The following is an 18970-nucleotide window of genomic DNA, read 5'->3' as shown; positions in this document are numbered from 1 at the left end:
CGTCGCTCGCCATCGGAAGTTGTTGTGCTGGTGGGCTATTGGAAGTTGTCCACAGGTTTGCCGAGGGCGATTGTGCTCGGTGCCAGAGGCGATTCGGTAATAGCTGTCGGACCGCTGTGGTCTAGTGGCGTCACGCGAACGGGAGGAGATGCGATGACGCTCGACCCGATAGACCAACGCCTCGGCGCACACGTGGCGGCCGACGAGCTGCTCGGCCTGGCCTGGCTCGTCGACGATTCGAACACCGTGGCCACCGGTGCGATCGGTCATCTGGATGCCGCGCGCACGACGCCGGTGCGGACCGACACGATCTTCCGGATCTCCTCGATGACCAAGCCGCTCACGGCCGTCGCGGCATCGATCCTGATCGAGGACGGCGTCATCGACCCCGCCGAACCGGTCGACCGCTTACTGCCCGAGCTCGCCGATCGACAAGTGCTGACCCATCCGGCTGCCGAGATCACCGACACGGTCGCGGCACGACGGCCCATCACGATCGACGACCTGCTCACCTTCCGGCTCGGGTGGGGCATGGATTTCACCGACTTCTCGCCGAAGCCGTTCGACGCGGCCTGTGCCGAGCTGGGCCTCGGCGCCGGTCCGCCGACCCCCGCCGAGATGCCGCCGCCGGACATCTGGCTCGCCCGGCTCGGCACCCTGCCGTTGCAGTTCCAGCCGGGGGAGCGCTGGCTGTACCACATCGGCTCGGCGATCCTCGGCATCCTGATCGCCAGGGCGGCGGGCAAACCGCTGTCGCAGTTCCTGTCCGAACGGGTGCTCGACCCGCTCGATATGCCCGACACCGGATTCAGTGTCGCGCCCGGCAAGCTCGACCGCTTCGGCCCGCATTTCGTCGAGGTCGACGGCGAGCGTGTGGTCTTCGATCCGGTCGACGGCCAGTGGAGCAGGCCACCGGTGTTCGAAGGCGGCGGCGACGGACTCGTCTCCACCCTCGCCGACTTCCATCGTTTCGCGCGGATGCTGTCCGGCGGCGGTGAACTCGACGGAACGCGGATCCTGTCCGAACGGTCCTTCGCGGCCATCACCACCAACCATCTGACGGCCGAGCAAATCGCTCGCGGCGGGCCCGAGCCGGACGGCAGCGCCGGCTGGGGTTACGGAGTGGGCGTACAGCTGACCGACCGTCCCGACGGCCCTCGCGCAGGTGCCTACGGCTGGGCGGGCGGTCTCGGCTCCAGCTGGACCAGCGACGGTCCGGTGACCGCGATCCTGCTCACCAACCAGATGTGGAATTCGGCCGGACCGCTACCGGTGTTCGCGACCTTCGAGCAGATTCTCGGCGAACGCAGCCGCCTGTCCGGCGGGGTATAGGCGCCGGTGCGGGCCGCATAGCGCAGGCGTATTCTGCGGGCTATGACCGCTTTCGACCGCCCGCGGCGGTTGCGCAGGACACCCGCATTGCGTCGGCTCGTCGCCGAAACCACGCTCGAGCCGCGCCACCTGGTGCTGCCGATGTTCGTGGCCGACGGGATCGACGAACCGCGCGCGATCAGCTCGATGCCCGGCGTGTACCAGCACTCACTCGACTCGCTGCGCAAGGCCGTCGTCGAGGCGGTGACCGCGGGCGTGGGCGGTCTCATGCTGTTCGGTGTGCCGCTGCCCGAGGACAAGGACGCCACCGGCAGCCAGGCCAGCGACCCCGACGGCATCCTCAACCGCGGGTTGCGCGCGCTGGCCGAGGAGGTCGGTGATTCGACCGTCGTCATGGCCGACACCTGCCTCGACGAATTCACCGACCACGGCCACTGCGGCGTGATCGGGACCGACGGCGCCGTCGACAATGACGCCACCCTGCACCGCTACGTGGAGATGGCCCTCGCCCAGGCCGAAGCAGGCGCCGACCTGCTCGGCACCAGCGGCATGATGGACGGCCAGGTCGGCGCGATCCGGCGCGGCCTCGACGCCGTCGGCCGCACCGACACCGCGATCCTGGCCTATGCCGCCAAGTACGCCTCGGCGTTCTACGGCCCGTTCCGTGAGGCGGTCGGTTCGTCGCTCGAGGGCGACCGGCGCACCTACCAGCAGGACCCGGCCAACCGCCGTGAGTCGTTGCGCGAGCTCGATCTCGACCTCGCCGAGGGCGCCGACATCGTGATGGTGAAGCCCGCGATGTCCTACCTCGACATCCTGCGCGACGTGGCCGACCGTTCGACCGTCCCGGTCGCGGCCTACCAGATCTCGGGCGAGTACGCGATGATCACCGCCGCCGCCGAGCGCGGCTGGATCGACCGCCGCGCCGCCGTGCTGGAATCGCTGGTCGGCATCCGGCGGGCGGGCGCGGACATCGTGCTCACCTACTGGGCGACCGAGGCCGCACACTGGCTGTCGTGATCGTTCCACCGAACAAACCGGAATCCCGTCCGATGCCCGAGGACGTGGGCACCGCCAAGCAGCTGTGGTTCGCCGTCGCGGGCCTCGGGGTGGTGTACACGGGCGCGAGCGTGGCCGCCATGACCGGGCAGCGCGACGAGCTCAGTAAGCAGTTCCTCGACGAGATGCACAAGAGCGACCCGAATATCCCCGCCTCGACCGTCGATCTGATGGTGACGGCGGCCTTCGTGCTCACCGCGATCGTCGGGGTGCTGCTGGCGGGCGTCACCGTCGCCATCGCCCATCAGCTGGGGCGCGGTAAGAACTGGGCGCGCACAGTGCTGACGGTGGTCGCGGTCTGGCTCGGGATCGGTGCCGTCGCCACCATGTTCAGCTTCTCCGGCGACACCGGTGTGGCCGCGATGGTGAGTGGTGGCACGTCGATCGTGCAGGGTGTACTCGCCGTCGGCGCGGCGTACCTGTGTTTCCGACCGGACTCCGTCGGGTACTTCCAGAAGAACCCGAGATGAACAACAGGCCCCATTGGCCGCTGACGCGCCGCCGTGTATCGTGAGGATTGTCACACAGTGGCAGTAATGGTGCTGCCAGGGGAGCGGAGGCAACGATGCGCGTGGTGATCGAGCAACCCCACAGTCTGCGGCGCGATTGTTTGGTGATCGGGCTGCTCGTGCTGCTCGGGCTGACCACCATCGCCCTTGTCCTGCTACCCAGCGTCGTCTGACCCACGAGCCCGCGCTCACTCGCGGCCCTGGCAGGATCGCACGCATGAAACGCTGGATCGTTGCGGTGTCGGTCGAACTCGGCCTGGCCGCCGTGTGCCTTGCCGGTGCCGTCGCCAGTTGGGGCAACGCCCGGCGCAGCACCGAATTCGGCGCCCATGAGCATTCCGGTTTCGAGGCCGTGCGGTACGTGCCGCCGATGCTGGCGTTGTCGACCGGGCTCGTGATCCTCGCCGGGTTGTTCCTGATCGACGCGGTCGCGCGAATCCTTTCGGCTCGCGAACGACGTGTAGCGTTGCGCGCCGCGGGTCCGATGGTCTGAGGGAAGTCGAATTCCGATGTGCGCGTTGGGATTCGAACACCCGATGCCGGGTCCGTCGAGGCGGGCCCACCAGGAGGAAACTCGATGACCAAGTTCACCGCGGGGATATTCGCCGTCGCAGTCGCCACGATCGCGCTCGCCGCGCCCGCTCAGGCCGAGGCCGGTCTGCCGCTCACCCCGATGGTCGCGGACCCCGCCGCGGGCGGCTTCGCCCCGGAGACCGGTTCGAGCGGTATCTACAACGGCATCATGTGTCAGCTGCACACCATCTCGGCCGACGTGCCCTGCATGTACACCTAGTACGTCTTTCGACGCCGACGTGCGCCGCGACCTGCTGTAGCCGGGCGCGGTAGCCGTCGGCATCGCGGCGTGTCGGGCGTGTCGTCGGTGGGTCGCTGCGGTCTGGGTCACTGTGCTCCACCCTGTCGTCCGGCGTGCCGAGGCGAGCTGAGACACTGGAATTCGTGAGTTCTTCTCCGCGCGCGACCACGGCCAGTTCGTCGCAGGTACCGATTTCCGCCCAGCTCTTCGAGCGGGCGGCCTCGGTGATCCCGGGTGGTGTCAATTCCCCGGTCCGTGCGTTCAATTCGGTCGGCGGCACGCCTCGGTTCATCTCCTCGGCCAACGGCTACACCCTCGTCGACGCCGACGGCAACGAGTACGTCGACCTGGTGTGTTCGTGGGGCCCGATGATCCTCGGACACGCCCACCCCGCCGTCGTCGAGGCGGTGCAGCGGGCCGCTACCGGCGGACTGTCGTTCGGCGCGCCCACCGAGGCCGAGATCGAACTGGCCGAGGCCATCGCCGCCCGCGTGGAACCCGTGGAGCGGGTGCGCCTGGTCAACTCCGGCACCGAGGCGACGATGAGCGCGGTCCGGCTGGCGCGCGGCTTCACCGGGCGCTCCAAGATCATCAAGTTCTCCGGCTGCTACCACGGCCACGTCGACGCCCTGCTGGCCGACGCGGGCTCGGGCGTGGCGACGCTCGGCCTGCCGACCTCGCCGGGTGTCACCGGTGCCCAGGCCGCCGACACCATCGTGCTGCCCTACAACGACCTCGCCGCCGTCGCCGCCGCCTTCGAAGCGCACTCCGGCCAGATCGCCTGCGTCATCACCGAAGCCGCCGCGGGCAACATGGGTGCCGTCGCCCCGCTGCCCGGTTTCAACGAGGGCCTGCGCACGCTGGCACACGACAACGGCGCTCTGCTCGTCATGGACGAGGTCATGACCGGCTTCCGGGTGAGCGCCTCGGGTTGGTACGGCCGCGAAGGCGTGGCCGGTGACCTCTACACGTTCGGCAAGGTGATGAGCGGTGGCCTGCCCGCCGCCGCGTTCGGTGGCCGCGCCGAGATCATGAACAACCTCGCCCCCCTCGGCCCGGTCTATCAGGCGGGCACGCTGTCGGGTAACCCGGTCGCCGTCGCTGCGGGCCTGGCGACGCTGCGCGCGGCCGACGACGAGGTGTACGCGGCGCTCGACCGCAACGCCGATCGGCTCGGCGGCCTCTTCGCGAAAGCGCTCACCGAAGCCGGGGTGGAGCATCAGGTGCAGTTCGCAGGCAATATGGTGAGCGTGTTCTTCGCCGATCGCCCGGTCACCGACTATGCCGCCGCCAAGGCGAGTCAGACCTGGCGTTACCCCGCCTTCTTCCACGCCCTGCTCGACGCGGGTGTGTACGCGCCGCCGAGCGCGTTCGAGGCATGGTTCGTCTCCGCGGCGCTCGACGAGGACGCGTTCGACCGTATCGCCGCCGCTCTGCCCGCCGCCGCCCACGCGGCCGCGGCCGCCACCCCCGAAGGATCGCAAGCGTGAGCTCCGACCAGCCCGACGCACTCCCCACCCCCGTCGCCGACGAAGCGCCGAACCCGGCGCCCGCCGCCGCCCCGCCCGGTCTCGACCACGATCCGTCGAGCGTGGAAACCATCGTCCACGTACTGCGCCACGGCGAGGTGCACAACCCCAACGGCATCCTCTACGGCCGCCTGCCCGGTTTCAGCCTGTCGGTGACCGGTCGTTCGCAGGCCGCCGCGGTGGCCCGTTCGCTGTCCGACCACGACATCTCCCTGGTGATCGCGTCGCCGTTGCAGCGCGCACAGGAGACCGCCGCCCCGATCGCGGCCGCCCACGACCTCATCGTGCGTACCGACGAGAACCTGATCGAAGCGGGCAACACCTTCGAGGGCCTTCGCGTGTCGGTGGGTGACGGCGCGCTGCGCAAGCCGAGGCACTGGTGGAAGCTGCGCGACCCGTTCACCCCGTCGTGGGGCGAGCCGTACCTGCAGATCGCGCATCGCATGCTCGCCGCCGTGAACAAGGCGCGCGTCGAGGCAGCGGGCCGCGAGGTGGTGCTGGTGTCGCATCAACTGCCCGTGTGGACGCTGCGCCGTTTCCTGCAGGGTCAGCGCCTCTGGCACGACCCACGCAACCGCCAGTGCTCGCTCGCCTCGCTGACCTCGCTGGTCTACCACGGCGACACGCTGGTCGACATCGTCTACTCCGAGCCCGCCGGCGCGTCGGATCCGTCGGTTCACGGCGCATGAAGCTACGCACCGCATCGGGTAACGCCCGTGGCCATCGGCTGCGGGCGCTGACCGCCGTCCTGTCCGCCCTGCTGGTCGTCGTGGCCGCGGCGGGCTGTTCGACCGGTACCGATGCGGTGGCCACCGGCGGCGGCACGTTCGAATTCGTGTCGCCCGGTGGTAAGACTGATATCAGATACGATCCGCCCGCCACGCGCGGCACGATCGGTACGCTCGCGGGGCCCGACCTGATGAACGAGGGAAAGACCGTTTCGGTCGATGATTTCCCCGGTCAGGTCGTGGTCGTGAATCTGTGGGGACAGTGGTGCGGCCCGTGCCGCGCCGAGTCACCCGCGCTCGAGAAGGTGTACGCGGCGACCAAGGACAAGGGCGTCGCATTCCTGGGCATCAATGTGCGCGACCACCAGCGTGACAAAGCCCAGGACTTCGTGGTGGACAACAAGATCGCGTATCCGTCCATCTACGACCCGTCGATGCGAACCTTGCTCGCCCTCGGCGGAAATTTCCCAACCAGTGTTATCCCGACCACGTTGATCCTGGATCGTCAGCACCGGGTCGCCGCGGTCTTCCTTCGCTCGCTACTGGCCGAAGACCTGCAGCCCGTGGTCGAGCAACTCGCCCTCGAGGAGAAGCAGTGAGTCGTCGTCGTCCCGGAAATCTGACCGCGTGTCGCCCCCGCCAGGGTGCCCGCCGCATGGGAGCGGGGTGGACCGTCGATGATCGTTGGGCGGGCATCGCCACCGTCCCGCGCAGCGTCGCCGGTGCGGGCCTGTTCGAGTTCGGTCCGGTCGAGCCGGCCGAGACCGAGCGCACCCTGTCGTTGCCCCGCGACGAGCAGCGTGACGAGGACACCTCCGAGTGATGGTTCTCGCCGCAGTCGGGGACTCGTTCCAGCAGACCGCGGCATCGGGACCGTTGCTGTTGGCGCTGGGTGCCTGTCTGCTCGCGGGCCTGGTGTCGTTCGCTTCACCGTGTGTCGTGCCGCTCGTGCCCGGCTACCTGTCGTATCTGGCCGGCCTGGTCGGTGCCGAGGCGCCGCCTGCCTCGACCGCCCAGGTCGCCACGCTCACCGAGCAGCGCCGTAGCGCGAAGCTGCGGGTCGCCGGTGCCGCCGGGCTGTTCGTCGCCGGGTTCACGGTGGTGTTCGTGCTGGCCACGGCCACTGTTTTCGGCGTGATCCAGACGCTCAACGTCAACCGCGAACTGCTGCAGCGCATCGGTGGTGTGGTGACGATCCTGATGGGTCTGGTCTTCATCGGCCTGGTGCCCGCGTTGCAGCGCGATACGCGGATGGAACCGCGCCGGTTCACCAGCATCGTCGGCGCGCCCCTGCTCGGCGGGGTGTTCGCGCTCGGCTGGACGCCGTGCCTCGGCCCGACGCTGTCGGGAGTGATGGCGGTGTCGGCAGGTACCGAGGGCACAACCGCCGCGCGCGGTGTGGTGCTGATCGTGGCGTACTGCCTCGGCCTCGGCTTGCCGTTCGTCGTGCTGGCTTTCGGGTCGGCGGGCGCGCTGCGTGGGGTGGGCTGGCTGCGGCGCAATTCGCGCACCATTCAGGTAGTCGGGGGTGTTCTGCTCGTCGCCGTCGGCGTCGCGCTGGTCACGGGGGCGTGGGATCAGTTCGTCGGCTGGGTGCGTGACGGGTTCGTCTCCGAGGTGACCCTGCCGATCTGATGACTGACACACTGACTCCCCCCGCTGCCTCCGCCCCGCCCCGCCAGTCGCTACCCGGTCGCGCCTGGGCGCTGGTCCGCAACACGTGGCGTGGCCTGACCAGCATGCGCACCGCGCTGGTTCTGCTGTTCCTGCTCGCCCTGGCCGCCATTCCCGGCGCGCTGCTGCCGCAGCGCAGCCTGAACGCGCAGAAGGTCGACCAGTACATCGCCGACCGGCCGACACTCGGCCCGTGGATGGACCGGTTCGAACTGTTCGACGTGTTCGGCAGTTTCTGGTTCACCGCCATCTACGTGCTGCTGTTCATCTCGCTGGTCGGCTGCATCCTGCCGCGCTGCTGGGACCACTACAAAGCGCTGCGCACCCCGCCCGTCGCCGCCCCGCGCAACCTCGGGCGGCTGCCGCATCATTTCGACGAGACCGTCGATCGTGACGCCGACACCGTGATCGAGCAGGCGCGCGAACAGTTGCGCGGCTGGCGTACCGAGGTCCGTCCGGGCAACCGCGACGGCGAGATGACGATTTCCGCCGAAAAGGGCTATCTGCGCGAATTCGGCAACCTCGTGTTCCATCTGTCGCTGGTTGGGCTGTTGGTCGCGATCGCGCTCGGCAAGCTGTTCGGGTACGAGGGCAATGTCATCGTGATCGCCAACGGTGGTCCCGGTTTCTGCACCACCTCGCCCGCGGTGTTCGACTCGTTCCGGGCGGGCAATGTCAACGACGGCACCGGGATGACCCCGCTGTGCGTGAAGGTCAAGGACTTCAAGGCCGATTACCTGCCCACCGGTCAGGCCGAGATGTTCACCTCGAACATCGACTACCAGGCGGGCGAGGACCTGACCACCGATACGTGGCGCAGCACCGAGCTGCGGGTGAATCACCCGTTGCGCGTCGCCGGTGATCGCGTCTACCTGCAGGGGCACGGTTTCGCGCCGACGTTCACCGTCACCTTCCCGAACGGGCAGACCCGCACCGAGACCATCCAGTGGCGGCCCGACGACGCCCAGACCTTCCTGTCCAGCGGTGTGCTGCGCATCGACCCGCCCGGCGGCATGTACGCCACCGAGGAGGAACGCCGCCAGAACCAGATCGCCATCGAAGGTCTCTTCGCGCCGACCGCGATGTTCCACGGAAGTCTGCTCACGTCGTCGTTCCCGAAGATGGACGATCCGGCCGTCGCGGTCGACATCTACCGGGGCAACACCGGTCTGGACACCGGCCGTTCGCAGTCGCTGTTCGCACTGGACCCGGAGATGGTGAAGCAGGGACGGCTCACCAAGGAAGCGCGCGTCAACCTGCGTCCCGGCGAGTCGACCACCCTGCCCAACGGCACCAAGGTGACCTTCGACGGCGCCGAGGAATTCGTGAACCTGCAGGTCTCGCACGACCCCGCCCAGCAGTGGGTGCTGGTGAGCGCGCTGACCATGATGGCCGGTCTGCTGGTTTCGCTGCTGGTGAAACGACGCCGGATCTGGATCCGGGCGTACCCCGCCGACCCCGGGGCAGGTACCGTGGATCAACGACGAACCGTAGTAGAGATGGGCGGCCTCGCCAGAAGCGATCAAGCTGGCTGGGGCGGCGAATTCGATCGACTGCGGGCACGGTTGCTGGGAGCGGAGAAGTGATGCGGACGAGCGCACGCGACATCGAGGCGGAGTTCTGATGCCGATCGACGAAACGCTGGCACGCTACAGCGACTATTCGTTCATGTCGGCGATCGCCGTCTACACCCTGGCGACGGTGCTGCTGATCGTGCAGTACGCCTCGGCCCGTGCCAAGCAGGTCGCCGCGCGCGACCACGGCCCCGTCGATCCGTCCCTGCCCGGTCGGATCGCGATGCCCGAGGCGAAGTCGCGCGCCGAACGCTTCGGTGACATGGCGTTCTCCGTGCTCTCGGTGGGTGCGGTCCTGCACATCGCCTCGATCGTGCTGCGCGGCTTCGCCACCCACCGTTTCCCGCTCGGCAACATGTACGAGTTCACCACCATGGCCACCGCGGCCGCCGTGGTGATCGGCCTGATCTTCCTGCGCGACCAGCGTTTCCGCGCGATGTGGGCGTTCCTGCTCGTACCCGTGCTGATCCTGATGTTCCTCGCGGGCACCGTCCTCTACGCCGACGCCGCCCCCGTCGTCCCCGCCCTTCGCTCGTTCTGGCTGCCCATCCACGTCACCATCGTGAGCGTCGGCAGCGGCGTCTTCCTGGTCTCGGGCGTCGCCAGCCTCCTCTACCTCTACCGCATGCGCCAACCGGCAGGCGAAGAGTCCTCGAACATCTTCGGCACCATCGCCCGCCGCCTCCCCGACGCCCGCACCCTCGACCAACTCGCCTACAAAACCACCATCATCGGCTTCCCCCTCTTCGGCGCAGGCGTCATCCTAGGTGCGATTTGGGCAGAAGCCGCCTGGGGCCGCTTCTGGGGCTGGGACCCGAAGGAAACCTGCTCCTTCATCGCCTGGGTTCTCTACGCGGCCTACCTCCATGCCCGCGCCACATCGGGCTGGCGAGACACCAAGGCCGCGTGGATCAACATCGCCGGGTTCGTGGCAATGCTGTTCAACCTTTTCATCATCAACATGGTGATCTCGGGTCTGCACAGCTATGCGGGTCTGAACTAACCGCTTCTGCCAGTGCGTTGGGGCTGTGCTCAACTCACTTTGTGGGACTCGATTGCTGTGTCGAGGTCCTGGACAGCTGCGTCGTACCGGATGCGGTCGAAGAGGAACGGGCCGAGCGCGCTGTAGTCGCGGGTGGGGCGATGAGGCTGCTCGAAGTGGTCCCAGACGACGAGGTCACCGGTCAGGCTGATTCGGGTGAATAGCGGCCAACAGCCGACTTCCCCGCAACTGCACGCGAGAACGGGGGTCTTTCGAGGCTTGCGGGATCCGTGGAAATGCTCTGTCGCCGAGTCGAACCGGAAGAATTGGGGCGCGAGGCCACCGTACATGTCACCGGAAGGCTCCATACCGGCACCGATTTCGAAGGTGTCGACGAGATCGATCAGGGGGACGCTGTCGATGCGGGGCATGATTCGGTGGACGTCGGCACGGTCGAGCGATCCCGGCTGGTAATCGAAACTGATCTCGCTGGTCACGGCGTGACCGTATCCGGTGCTCGCTGATCCTGGAAGTGGATTGCCGCGTGCCCGTACTCTGTGGACGTATGGGGACAACCGTCGAATCCGCGCAACTGCCTGCCGGCTCGGACGAGGACCGTTTGGTGGTTACCGACGGTGCGGTGATCGTTCTCGACGGTGCTACGGCTCATGATCCGGCGATGCCCTCCGCAGGTGCGTATGTCGACTTTCTCGCCGCGGATCTCGCGCGGTCGATCGGTGAATCGTCATCGTTGGCCGAGATTCTCGCGCGGTCGATCGCGAGGGCTGTGGACCTGCTCGGTATCGAGCCGGGGTTGCGCCGTCGAGCACTGTCGCCCTCGTTCGGACCGAACCCGACGTGGTCGATGTGCTGGTGCTGGGTGACTCGTCGGTGATCATGGGGCTCCGCACCGGTGCGGTGAACGTGCACACCGACGATCGGCTGCCGCGATTGCAGCTGCCGGAGGCAGACCTGTTCCGCCGCTTTCTGGCCGACGGACAGGGCTACAGCGGGCGCCACCAGAAAATTTTGCAGGAGCTTCAGGTCGCCGAACGGGCGCAGCGCAACCGCCCGGACGGTTACTGGATTGCCGAAGCCGATCCCCGCGTGGCCGAACATGCTCTGTGTTTTCGGTATCCACGTGATGAGGTCGCGTGGATCATCGCTGCCACCGACGGCGCCTTCGATCTCGTTCCTTCGCTCGGGGTGACCTGGCCCGAAGTCGCGAACATGTCCACGCAACAGCTCGAACAACTGCTTCGTGATGTGCACATCTGGGAGGCCGAAACCGACCCGGACGGCCAGGCACTTCCTCGGGCCAAACGCCACGATGACAAGACTGTGGTCGTCGTGCGCATCGCGGCCTAAATTCATTATTTTATGAATACAGATTTCGATGTACTGTCGACGTGTGGATACTCTGATTCGTCGTGACGCGCTGGCACGCTTCGGGCACGCGCTCTCCGACGCCACTCGCACACAGATCTTGCTGAGCCTGCGTGAAGCTCCTGCGTACCCCTCGGACCTGGCCGAACGTATAGGGGTGTCGCGTCAGATCCTGTCCAATCACCTGGCCTGCCTGCGCGGGTGTGGGCTCGTGGTCGCGGTGCCGGAGGGGCGGCGCTCGCGTTATGAGCTGGCCGACGCGCGCATCGGTCGGGCCCTGGACGACCTGACCGGCCTGGTGCTGGCCGTGGATCCGGCCTGCTGTCCGGACTCGGCTACGCAAGAGTGCTGCTGATGTCTTCCTCGGTGTCCGCGGCCTCGACGCAGCGCCGGGCCTTGCTGGCGCGCCGGATCCGCTGGTTCGTCGCGGCCACCATCACCTACAACGTCATCGAAGCGATCATCGCCTTGACCGAGGGCGCTCGCGCTTCGTCGGCCGCGCTGATCGGATTCGGCTTGGACTCGATCATCGAGGTGTCCTCTGCTGCCGCAGTCGCTTGGCAGTTCGCAGGCCGGGACCCGGAGAAGCGCGAGAAGATCGCGCTGCGGATCATCGCGTTCTCATTCTTCGCCCTGGCTCTCTATGTCACCGTCGATTCGATCCGTGGGTTGCTCGGCGCCGGCGAAGCCCGGCCTTCCCCGATCGGGATCACGCTGGCGGCGGTGAGCCTGGCGGTGATGCCGGTGCTGTCGTGGGCCCAGCGCCGCGCCGGCCGCGAACTCGGATCGGTCTCCGCGGTCGCCGATTCCAAGCAGACCTTGCTGTGCACTTATCTCTCGGCGGTGCTGCTGGTCGGACTGTTGCTCAACAGCCTGTTCGGGTGGTCGTGGGCCGACCCCATCGCCGGCCTTGTCATCGCCGCGATCGCGGTCAAGGAAGGTCTCGACGCGTGGCGGGGTGACACCTGCTGTCCGGTACCCGTTGTCGCGAGTACGAGCGATCACGACTGCGCTTGCTGTGACTGATCCGAGAATTCCGCTCATACAGATGCTTCGAGCCACAGACCACGGAAGCGGGGTCTCGTGGTTGCGCCGGCACCTCAATAGCCTGCTCGGCAGTGGGCAGTTCGAAACTCGGCGCGGTAAGGATTCTCGATGACTAGATCTTTCGCGGTGGCTACGTTGGTCGGCGCGCTGATGCTGGCACCGGTCGGCCCCGCCCAAGCCGCCACTCAGCCCGTTGCCCCTATTGCCGCGTGCGTCGAGTACCCGATCGGAGCACCGGGCGGGTGCGACTTCATCCAGAACCTCCTGCAATTGCTGAGCCTCGGCTCGTCCACACTGAGCGCCGGCCCGACAGCATCCTGAATCGAGTCGGCCGACATCCCATAGCTGCGGGGATCTCGCCGCCGGTCCACCCCGGATCCTGTCTGTTCCGGGACGCCCGTAGTGGATGATCTGTAGAAATGTCGACTCTGATCCTTTCGCCCCGCTATTCCGAGGACTCGCGCGTCATGCGGGCCGCCGCAATTCGCGCAGGGTGGAATGTCGTCCGGCTGACGAATTGGCGCGTGCCTGAAGACACGGTCGCGACAGCCATCTACGGCGAGACGATGTTCGCCGAGGTGATCGCAGCACAGCTCGGCATCACCTTGCTCGACGCCCCGGACGACTGGCTGCCGAATCTGCCGAAATCCCTACTGCAGCGACAAATTCAGATCTCCACCCTTGGTGAGGCTCGCCGCCATGCCGACCCGGTGTTCGTCAAACCCGCAGACGGCCGCAAAGGATTCGCGGGCGCGGTCTATCGCAACGGGATCGGTCTGCCACCGCCGAAAGCGTGCCCCGACGACACGCTGGTATTCATGGCGGAGCCTGTCGAATGGCGCGCGGAATTCCGCTGCTTCGTCAAAGACGGTGCGGTACTGACGATGTCGCCTTACCTCCGCAACGGTGAGCCCGCCCGCGCCGAGAACGGCAGCTGGCCTGTTGCGCCATCGGAAGTGACCGCAGTCCAAACGTGTATCGAAGAGTTGGTCACCGAAGTACCCGTTCCACCGTCGATCGTCATCGATGTCGGTCTGATCGAGGGGCGTGGTTGGGCAATCGTCGAAGCCAACTGCGCTTTCGGTGCCGGGGTATACGGCTGCGATCCCCACAAGGTCCTCGAGGTTCTCGAAAGAGGTTGCGTACCAGGAGAACCAGCCGAGTGTGACGCGGAATGGACCAGGCCTGCTGCTCGTCTCGAGTGAACGGCGAGACGGTACGGACATTGGCCCGCAACATATTCGACGGCATCGACCGCGAGTAGCGTCGAACCGTGCGACCGCGTTGGCTCATCGACCACCACGACGAATTCCCTGGATCGGCCGTTGTCGCGGCTGCCCTGGACAATCCCGTGATCGTGCACAGTCATGACGTCATGATGGGCCGTTGGCCTGTCGTGCCCGACGCGCGCCCGGTCGTCGGCTACGGGACGATGCCGACAATGACGCACCTGCGTCGGCATCCGCACCTCGGTGACGCGGTATTCGACGACTACCCGACGCTGCGCTGCTCGTCGTACTACCCGCACGTATACGACCTTCTCGGCCGCACCGCCATTCTTGTGCCGTTCTCGGCGCTTCCCGACCTTCCCTTGCGACGCATGTTCGGCAGCGATCGCGTCTTTCTCCGCAGCGACACGAACTTCAAACTCTTTCCCGCGGCCGTTCATCCGATTGCCGAGCTGGATCGGTGGGGCGACCTGTACGACAAGCACAAGCACGAACTCGTCGTGGTGTCGGAAGTCGTGAACTTCGAGAATGAGTACCGCTGCTTCTGCCGCAACGGCCGCTTCTTCTGCGGAAGTTCGTACCCCCTGGAACCGTATGCTCCGGTCCCCGACCACGTGCGCGCTTTCGCGGAGGCTGCGGCGAGGCGCATGCTCGTGCACGGCTCCAATATGGTCACGGTCGACGTAGGCGTCTGCCCGGATGGCGTGCTTCGCCTCGTAGAGCTCGGCGGCGTCAATAGCTGGGGCATCTATGGCTCGAACGTCGCGGACTTCATCGCGTCTATGGAAGCCGAGGCACTTGACCGCGCGGAGGTGTGACGCGAGCCCACGGAAGTGGGGGCGTTTCACTTTTGCTCATCGGCATTACCGTCTGCGGTATCTATCGGTGTTCGAGAGGTTGAAGAAATGCGTCGTCTGAGTGTGGTTGCTGCTGTTGCGATTTCGTTGGGCGTTGGGCTGGCTGGTACTGCGACAGCTTCGCCCGTCGCGACCCCGAGCCCGGTGGCCACCGATTCCGGATCGGCCGGCCCGATGACTGCCTCCGCAGATCCGGATTCGGGTTCGGCGGCCCTTCCCGGCCTGCTGCTGCGATGCCTGTCCACCGGCACGAGCATGCTCATGGGGATGCCGACCTGCGTCTGACCTTCAGGCAAGGCTCCTGAACGTCCCCGGCCTCTCGGTGAGGAGCCGCTGTCAGGTCGTGGTCGGGCACTGTCACCGGCGCCGAGCCCGGTTTTTCCTGAGCTCGGTTGGCTCGGTGTGCTGCTGTGAACCCCCTTGTGCTGCAACCGAGTTGACGTTGATCGCCGGGCGGGTCATGCTGTCCGGTTCGGCTCGGCAGGAGTCGATGATCGACTGGAGGGCCCCGTGGGGAAGCAGATTTCGATGGTGTTGGCCGCTGTGGCGATGGTTGTCGCGGGTGCCGGGGCGGCGGCGGCCGAACCGGGGGAGGGCGGGCGGTACTACGGGGTTGTCACGATGGATCGGGCCGATTCGTCGCATCTGATCTCGGCGGTGAACTATCCGAGCTGGGAGGCTGCGGAGGAAGCCGCGCGGGAGCTGTGCCACCGGCCGAACTGTGAAGTCGTCGCCCGATTCGTCGACGAATGTGTGTCGTTGGCGAGGAACATGGTGAATGCTGGCGGGGCCGGGCGCGACGGGGACTTCCGCGCCCGGGTCGCCCCGACGGCCGAGGAGGCCGAAGCGGCCGCGATCGCCGCTGCGGCGAAGATCGGGCCGGGTCCGGTGATGGTGATGAAGACGGTCTGCAGCGGCGTGTAGTGCCGCGATCAGGAAGCCGGAACGAGGGTGTTCTGGCGGGCCGACACCCACCACCGATCGTTCTCCTTGACCAGCACGTACAGGGCGACCATGGCAGGGTCGGTGTCGATCAGCGTGCCGTCGGCGGTAGTGGCCCGGGCTTCCTTGTGCGCGATGGCGACATCGGGGCGCAGGAAGGTGATGTCGGTGACGTCGTACCGGACGTACTCGTCGGCGAGAAATCCGGCCAAGCCCCGTCGATTGGCATCGAGCAGCGCATCGCGCCCACGCAGCACCATGCCGACCGCATTACCCACGACGGCGTTCGCGGCGAACGGTGCCGTCATCAACTCGGCATCGTTGGTGTTGTACGCGGTCTGGGTATCGGCGACGATCCGGCGGATCGCGGCGATATCGGCGGTGTGGTCCACGGTGTCGTCATCGACCACCGGCGGTTGCATCGTGTTCATAGGTCCGGACGCTATTTGCTCAACTTCGGTTGAGGTCAAGTGTGGCGGGGCCGGAGACAACTGTGCCCGGGTGCTCGGGTGAGCATCCGGGCAGTGGTCGGTGCGATCAGCAGTAGTAGCAGATCTTGTTGGCCGGGAGTTCCACGTGGCAGTTCAGGCAGACCGGTTTGCGGACCGGTTCGGGCTTGGGGGTGGTGACGCTGGGGCGGGAGGAGGCGGTGCGCTTGGCTTCGGCGGCTTCCGCGGCCTCGGTGGTCGCCAGGTCCTGGGAGGTGCGCTGGCGGATCGCGGCGACCTTCGGGGGGAGGGTCGGCAGGCCGCCGTCGGCGGGGAGGTCGGTGGCGTAGTGCTGGTAGCACTGCCAGCGGGCGGCGGCCGCGTGCATCTCGAGGTCGTCGGGGATGGGCAGGCCGGCGAGTTCGAGGATGTAGCGGTAGCCGGTGCCGACGGTCTGGTTGCGGCGCACACACAGCGCGCTCAGCGGCGGCTCGTTGTTGTTGTGACAGTATTCGGCGACCCGGTCGAGCACGACCGGCAGCCAGTGCTGCCACTTCACCTGGGTGCGGATACCGGACTCTTCCTGCACCAATTCGGCCAGCTCGGTATTGACGATGAAGTTGTTGAAGCGCGACGCGGTGGCGGCAAGCACGTCGTGTGCCGCGCGTGTCCACGCCGACCGCGCCTCGGTGAACGTCACGGCGCTGCCGTCGGCCGCGCGCCAAGTGGTCGGGATGGAAGCCTGCTGCACATCGATCACCGGAATACGTTATCTACCCAGCTGTTTCGTGCGCAATGGGGGGTATGTGGGTCAGCTCACGCCTCGGGACCGGAATCGTCGCGCGGTTGCTTGCGGAGCCGCCACAGGAATTCCGGGTCGTCGTCCGGACCGAGGATCGGCCTGCGTGCGGCCGGGCCGGGATTCGGGCTCGGGCGTTCGGGGCCGAACGCCTTCCAGCACAGCACCGCGATGGCCACGATCGCGATGAGTGCCAACAGGTACGTCACGTCGCTCACCTCCTGCTATCGAGGGTAGCCGTGTCCGCACCGTGTGCACATCGGCAACGGAAGGGAAATTCCCGGCAAACGCGAGCCGAACCGGCTCGCGCCGCCGGTGAGGTCAGCGGGGGGCTGCCTCGGTGGTGAGCGATTTGAGCAGCTGCAGAACCTCGGACTCGCGGAATCGGCGGTGTCCGCCCGGCGTGCGCAGCGAACCGAGCCTGCCCGCATGGGCCCACCGAGTAACGGTCTTCGGGTCTACGTGGAACATTGCGGCCACTTGGCCTGGTGTCAGCAGAGTGTCCTGGCCGCCGACGGTGATCGCAGTCATAGCTAACCTCTCCGTTCTCGACAGTTCCCTCATCAGATGGCGCCATCGTCGCACTGCGACCCCCACGTAGTCGAACCACCTACAGTTGGTAAAGGGGAAGTAATAGACAAATGCCGCGAACGGGGCCGCGCGCGCCGGGGTTACCCTGTCAAGGTGAGTGAAGCAACTGGTCAGCAAGGTTCTGCGGGGAAGCGGCTGGCCCGCAACCTTGCCCTCTACACGCTGGCCCGGCTCGGGCTTGTCGTGGTGATCGCCGCGTTGATCGTCGGCGTCGCCAAGCTCATCGGGGTCGAGGTGCCGATCATCGTAGCGGCCCTGTTCGCGCTGATCGTCGCGATGCCGCTGTCGCTGACCCTGTTCAAGAAACTGCGCATGAAGGTGAACGAGGACATCGCCGTCGTCGACGAGCGCCGCCGCCAGGACAAGGCGCAGCTGCGGGCTCGTCTGCGGGGTGACGACGACGCGTGAAGTACCTCGACCGCAGCGCACCGCGTGACTGGGTCGACAACGCGGTGCGGCTGATCGACGCCGACGCCCAGCGTTCCGCCGACACCCACCTGTTGCGCTACCCGCTGCCCGCCGACTGGCCGGTGCAGCTGTATCTCAAGGACGAATCCACCCACATCACGGGCAGTCTCAAGCACCGCTTGGCCAGATCGCTGTTCCTGTACGCGATCTGCAACGGCTGGGTCACCGAGGGGACGACGGTGGTCGAGGCGTCGTCGGGGTCGACGGCGGTGAGCGAGGCGTATTTCGCCAAGCTGCTCGGGCTCGATTTCGTGGCGGTGATGCCGGCGAGTACGTCGCCGCAGAAGATCGCGCTGATCGAAGCACAGGGCGGCCGTTGCCATTTCGTCGAGCGGCCGCCGGAGATGTACTCCGAGGCCAAGCGGCTGGCCGCCGAATCGGGCGGGCACTTCATGGACCAGTTCACCCACGCCGAACGGGCGACGGACTGGCGCGGCAACAACAACATCGCCGAATCCATCTTCCAGCAGCTGGCTTTGGAACAGCATCCGATCCCGGAGTGGATCGTGGTCGGCGCCGGCACCGGTGGCACGAGCGCGACGATCGGCCGCTACATCCGCTACCGCAGGCACCCCACGCGCCTGGCCGTGGTCGACCCGGAGAACTCCGCATTCTACGGCGGTTACGAGACCGGCGACGCCGGGTACGAGACCGGAATGCCTTCGCGCATCGAGGGAATCGGCCGCCCACGGGTGGAGCCGTCGTTCATCGGTCAGGTCGTGGACCGCATGATCGTGGTGCCCGACGCGGCCTCGATCGCGGCCACCCGGCACGCGAGCACCGCCCTCGGCCGCCGTGTGGGCGGCTCGACGGGGACCAATCTGTGGGGTGCGTTCCACCTGGTCGCCGAACTGCTCGCGGCCGGACGCAGCGGCAGTGTCGTCACCCTGCTGTGCGACGGCGGTGACCGCTACGCCGGTACCTACTTCGACGATGCCTGGGTCGAGGGTCAGCGCCTCGATCTGACCGGACCGAGCGCCGTTCTCGCCGAATTCGCCGCGACGGGGCGCTGGACCGGCTGA

Annotated in this window: 27 protein-coding genes; 22 read left to right on the top strand and 5 right to left on the bottom strand. The window is 67.0% G+C overall.

Annotated elements, in window-relative coordinates; translation table 11 throughout:
- Positions 1-153: 153 nt before the first annotated feature.
- The 12 genes from NCO8_RS21290 (at position 154) to ccsB (ending at position 10222) form a co-directional block, all read left to right on the top strand.
- Positions 154-1332, top strand: coding sequence for a serine hydrolase domain-containing protein (locus tag NCO8_RS21290; protein WP_167353319.1), 1179 nt, complete (start codon positions 154-156; stop codon positions 1330-1332).
- Positions 1333-1374: 42 nt separating this feature from the next.
- Positions 1375-2352, top strand: a complete 978-nt coding sequence (gene hemB, locus NCO8_RS21285) for a porphobilinogen synthase (protein WP_067641907.1) — start codon at positions 1375-1377, stop codon at positions 2350-2352.
- Positions 2349-2861 (top strand): hypothetical protein, encoded by a 513-nt coding sequence (locus tag NCO8_RS21280; protein WP_067641906.1) that lies wholly within the window; start codon positions 2349-2351, stop codon positions 2859-2861. The genes hemB and NCO8_RS21280 overlap by 4 nt, the downstream gene beginning before the upstream one ends.
- 256 nt (positions 2862-3117) lie before the next feature.
- Positions 3118-3393, top strand: coding sequence for a hypothetical protein (locus NCO8_RS21275; protein WP_067641905.1), 276 nt, complete (start codon positions 3118-3120; stop codon positions 3391-3393).
- Positions 3394-3477: 84 nt separating this feature from the next.
- Positions 3478-3693, top strand: coding sequence for a hypothetical protein (locus NCO8_RS21270; protein WP_067641904.1), 216 nt, complete (start codon positions 3478-3480; stop codon positions 3691-3693).
- Between the two features lie 164 nt (positions 3694-3857).
- Positions 3858-5204 carry a glutamate-1-semialdehyde 2,1-aminomutase gene (hemL, locus tag NCO8_RS21265; protein ID WP_067641903.1) on the top strand — a complete coding sequence of 449 codons (1347 nt, stop codon included), beginning with the start codon at positions 3858-3860 and terminating at the stop codon, positions 5202-5204.
- Positions 5201-5932: a histidine phosphatase family protein gene (locus NCO8_RS21260; RefSeq protein ID WP_376739935.1), complete on the top strand. Its 732-nt coding sequence runs from the start codon at positions 5201-5203 to the stop codon at positions 5930-5932. The genes hemL and NCO8_RS21260 overlap by 4 nt, the downstream gene beginning before the upstream one ends.
- Positions 5929-6570, top strand: coding sequence for a TlpA disulfide reductase family protein (locus NCO8_RS21255; RefSeq protein ID WP_067484954.1), 642 nt, complete (start codon positions 5929-5931; stop codon positions 6568-6570). Before NCO8_RS21260 ends, NCO8_RS21255 begins: the two co-directional genes overlap by 4 nt.
- Positions 6567-6794: a hypothetical protein gene (locus tag NCO8_RS31500; protein WP_133733852.1), complete on the top strand. Its 228-nt coding sequence runs from the start codon at positions 6567-6569 to the stop codon at positions 6792-6794. Before NCO8_RS21255 ends, NCO8_RS31500 begins: the two co-directional genes overlap by 4 nt.
- Positions 6794-7606, top strand: coding sequence for a cytochrome c biogenesis CcdA family protein (locus NCO8_RS21250; RefSeq protein ID WP_067641902.1), 813 nt, complete (start codon positions 6794-6796; stop codon positions 7604-7606). Before NCO8_RS31500 ends, NCO8_RS21250 begins: the two co-directional genes overlap by 1 nt.
- Positions 7606-9231 (top strand): cytochrome c biogenesis protein ResB, encoded by a 1626-nt coding sequence (gene resB / locus NCO8_RS21245; protein ID WP_067641901.1) that lies wholly within the window; start codon positions 7606-7608, stop codon positions 9229-9231. The genes NCO8_RS21250 and resB overlap by 1 nt, the downstream gene beginning before the upstream one ends.
- Before the next feature lie 37 nt (positions 9232-9268).
- A complete protein-coding gene (gene ccsB, locus NCO8_RS21240; RefSeq protein ID WP_067641900.1) occupies positions 9269-10222 on the top strand; it encodes a c-type cytochrome biogenesis protein CcsB in 954 nt (317 codons plus the stop codon).
- A 29-nt stretch (positions 10223-10251) separates the two neighbouring features.
- On the opposite strand, the gene NCO8_RS21235 is transcribed toward ccsB, so the two are convergent.
- Positions 10252-10698: a hypothetical protein gene (locus NCO8_RS21235; protein WP_067641899.1), complete on the bottom strand. Its 447-nt coding sequence runs from the start codon at positions 10696-10698 to the stop codon at positions 10252-10254.
- 68 nt (positions 10699-10766) lie between these two features.
- Between NCO8_RS21235 and NCO8_RS31890 the strand changes: the two genes are divergently transcribed.
- The 8 genes from NCO8_RS31890 (at position 10767) to NCO8_RS21195 (ending at position 15644) form a co-directional block, all read left to right on the top strand.
- On the top strand, positions 10767-11096 hold the full coding sequence (locus NCO8_RS31890; RefSeq protein WP_067641898.1) for a hypothetical protein: 330 nt from the start codon (positions 10767-10769) through the stop codon (positions 11094-11096).
- A complete protein-coding gene (locus tag NCO8_RS21225) occupies positions 11060-11569 on the top strand; it encodes a hypothetical protein (RefSeq protein WP_067641897.1) in 510 nt (169 codons plus the stop codon). The genes NCO8_RS31890 and NCO8_RS21225 overlap by 37 nt, the downstream gene beginning before the upstream one ends.
- A 28-nt stretch (positions 11570-11597) precedes the next feature.
- Positions 11598-11942: an ArsR/SmtB family transcription factor gene (locus NCO8_RS21220; protein ID WP_210740173.1), complete on the top strand. Its 345-nt coding sequence runs from the start codon at positions 11598-11600 to the stop codon at positions 11940-11942.
- Complete coding sequence (locus NCO8_RS21215) at positions 11942-12613, top strand: cation efflux transmembrane domain-containing protein (RefSeq protein WP_067642098.1); 672 nt, start codon at positions 11942-11944, stop codon at positions 12611-12613. Before NCO8_RS21220 ends, NCO8_RS21215 begins: the two co-directional genes overlap by 1 nt.
- A gap of 129 nt (positions 12614-12742) precedes the next feature.
- Complete coding sequence (locus tag NCO8_RS21210) at positions 12743-12955, top strand: hypothetical protein (RefSeq protein ID WP_067641896.1); 213 nt, start codon at positions 12743-12745, stop codon at positions 12953-12955.
- 146 nt (positions 12956-13101) lie between these two features.
- Positions 13102-13839, top strand: a complete 738-nt coding sequence (locus NCO8_RS21205) for an ATP-grasp domain-containing protein (RefSeq protein WP_167353318.1) — start codon at positions 13102-13104, stop codon at positions 13837-13839.
- A gap of 68 nt (positions 13840-13907) precedes the next feature.
- Positions 13908-14681 carry an ATP-grasp domain-containing protein gene (locus tag NCO8_RS21200; RefSeq protein ID WP_067641894.1) on the top strand — a complete coding sequence of 258 codons (774 nt, stop codon included), beginning with the start codon at positions 13908-13910 and terminating at the stop codon, positions 14679-14681.
- Positions 14682-15230: 549 nt separating this feature from the next.
- The gene (locus NCO8_RS21195; RefSeq protein ID WP_067641893.1) at positions 15231-15644 is read left to right on the top strand and encodes a DUF4189 domain-containing protein; all 414 of its coding nucleotides are present in this window, start codon (positions 15231-15233) and stop codon (positions 15642-15644) included.
- Positions 15645-15652: 8 nt separating this feature from the next.
- Here NCO8_RS21195 and NCO8_RS21190 read toward each other — a convergent pair whose 3' ends face one another.
- The 4 genes from NCO8_RS21190 to NCO8_RS21175 form a co-directional block, all read right to left on the bottom strand.
- Positions 15653-16093 (bottom strand): SgcJ/EcaC family oxidoreductase, encoded by a 441-nt coding sequence (locus NCO8_RS21190; protein ID WP_067484976.1) that lies wholly within the window; start codon positions 16091-16093, stop codon positions 15653-15655.
- Between the two features lie 106 nt (positions 16094-16199).
- Positions 16200-16850 carry a hypothetical protein gene (locus NCO8_RS21185; protein ID WP_067484979.1) on the bottom strand — a complete coding sequence of 217 codons (651 nt, stop codon included), beginning with the start codon at positions 16848-16850 and terminating at the stop codon, positions 16200-16202.
- A gap of 56 nt (positions 16851-16906) precedes the next feature.
- Positions 16907-17098: a hypothetical protein gene (locus NCO8_RS21180; RefSeq protein WP_067485864.1), complete on the bottom strand. Its 192-nt coding sequence runs from the start codon at positions 17096-17098 to the stop codon at positions 16907-16909.
- 112 nt (positions 17099-17210) lie between these two features.
- Positions 17211-17420: a BldC family transcriptional regulator gene (locus NCO8_RS21175; RefSeq protein ID WP_019049435.1), complete on the bottom strand. Its 210-nt coding sequence runs from the start codon at positions 17418-17420 to the stop codon at positions 17211-17213.
- Between the two features lie 153 nt (positions 17421-17573).
- Between NCO8_RS21175 and NCO8_RS21170 the strand changes: the two genes are divergently transcribed.
- Positions 17574-17888 carry a DUF4229 domain-containing protein gene (locus NCO8_RS21170; protein WP_067641892.1) on the top strand — a complete coding sequence of 105 codons (315 nt, stop codon included), beginning with the start codon at positions 17574-17576 and terminating at the stop codon, positions 17886-17888.
- Complete coding sequence (cds1, locus tag NCO8_RS21165; protein WP_067484984.1) at positions 17885-18970, top strand: L-cysteine desulfhydrase Cds1; 1086 nt, start codon at positions 17885-17887, stop codon at positions 18968-18970. Before NCO8_RS21170 ends, cds1 begins: the two co-directional genes overlap by 4 nt.

It is taken from the genome of Nocardia coubleae NBRC 108252, from assembly GCF_001612805.1.
GTDB lineage: Bacteria > Actinomycetota > Actinomycetes > Mycobacteriales > Mycobacteriaceae > Nocardia > Nocardia coubleae.
Note: the sequence above shows the minus strand (reverse complement) of the source record. Positions and strands in the feature narration are given on the sequence as shown.

What these genes read in the sequence shown, in the direction of transcription:
- NCO8_RS31890 (WP_067641898.1), top strand. Translation starts at nt 10,767, where the DNA reads ATGGGGACAACCGTCGAATCCGCGCAACTGCCTGCCGGCTCGGACGAG.
- ccsB (WP_067641900.1), top strand. Translation starts at nt 9,269, where the DNA reads ATGCCGATCGACGAAACGCTGGCACGCTACAGCGACTATTCGTTCATG.
- hemB (WP_067641907.1), top strand. Translation starts at nt 1,375, where the DNA reads ATGACCGCTTTCGACCGCCCGCGGCGGTTGCGCAGGACACCCGCATTG.
- NCO8_RS21275 (WP_067641905.1), top strand. Translation starts at nt 3,118, where the DNA reads ATGAAACGCTGGATCGTTGCGGTGTCGGTCGAACTCGGCCTGGCCGCC.
- NCO8_RS21270 (WP_067641904.1), top strand. Translation starts at nt 3,478, where the DNA reads ATGACCAAGTTCACCGCGGGGATATTCGCCGTCGCAGTCGCCACGATC.
- NCO8_RS21175 (WP_019049435.1), bottom strand. Translation starts at nt 17,420, where the DNA reads ATGACTGCGATCACCGTCGGCGGCCAGGACACTCTGCTGACACCAGGC.
- NCO8_RS21255 (WP_067484954.1), top strand. Translation starts at nt 5,929, where the DNA reads ATGAAGCTACGCACCGCATCGGGTAACGCCCGTGGCCATCGGCTGCGG.
- resB (WP_067641901.1), top strand. Translation starts at nt 7,606, where the DNA reads ATGACTGACACACTGACTCCCCCCGCTGCCTCCGCCCCGCCCCGCCAG.
- NCO8_RS21290 (WP_167353319.1), top strand. Translation starts at nt 154, where the DNA reads ATGACGCTCGACCCGATAGACCAACGCCTCGGCGCACACGTGGCGGCC.
- NCO8_RS21250 (WP_067641902.1), top strand. Translation starts at nt 6,794, where the DNA reads ATGGTTCTCGCCGCAGTCGGGGACTCGTTCCAGCAGACCGCGGCATCG.
- NCO8_RS21205 (WP_167353318.1), top strand. Translation starts at nt 13,102, where the DNA reads ATGCGGGCCGCCGCAATTCGCGCAGGGTGGAATGTCGTCCGGCTGACG.
- NCO8_RS21190 (WP_067484976.1), bottom strand. Translation starts at nt 16,093, where the DNA reads ATGAACACGATGCAACCGCCGGTGGTCGATGACGACACCGTGGACCAC.
- NCO8_RS21210 (WP_067641896.1), top strand. Translation starts at nt 12,743, where the DNA reads ATGACTAGATCTTTCGCGGTGGCTACGTTGGTCGGCGCGCTGATGCTG.
- NCO8_RS21220 (WP_210740173.1), top strand. Translation starts at nt 11,598, where the DNA reads ATGTACTGTCGACGTGTGGATACTCTGATTCGTCGTGACGCGCTGGCA.
- NCO8_RS21215 (WP_067642098.1), top strand. Translation starts at nt 11,942, where the DNA reads ATGTCTTCCTCGGTGTCCGCGGCCTCGACGCAGCGCCGGGCCTTGCTG.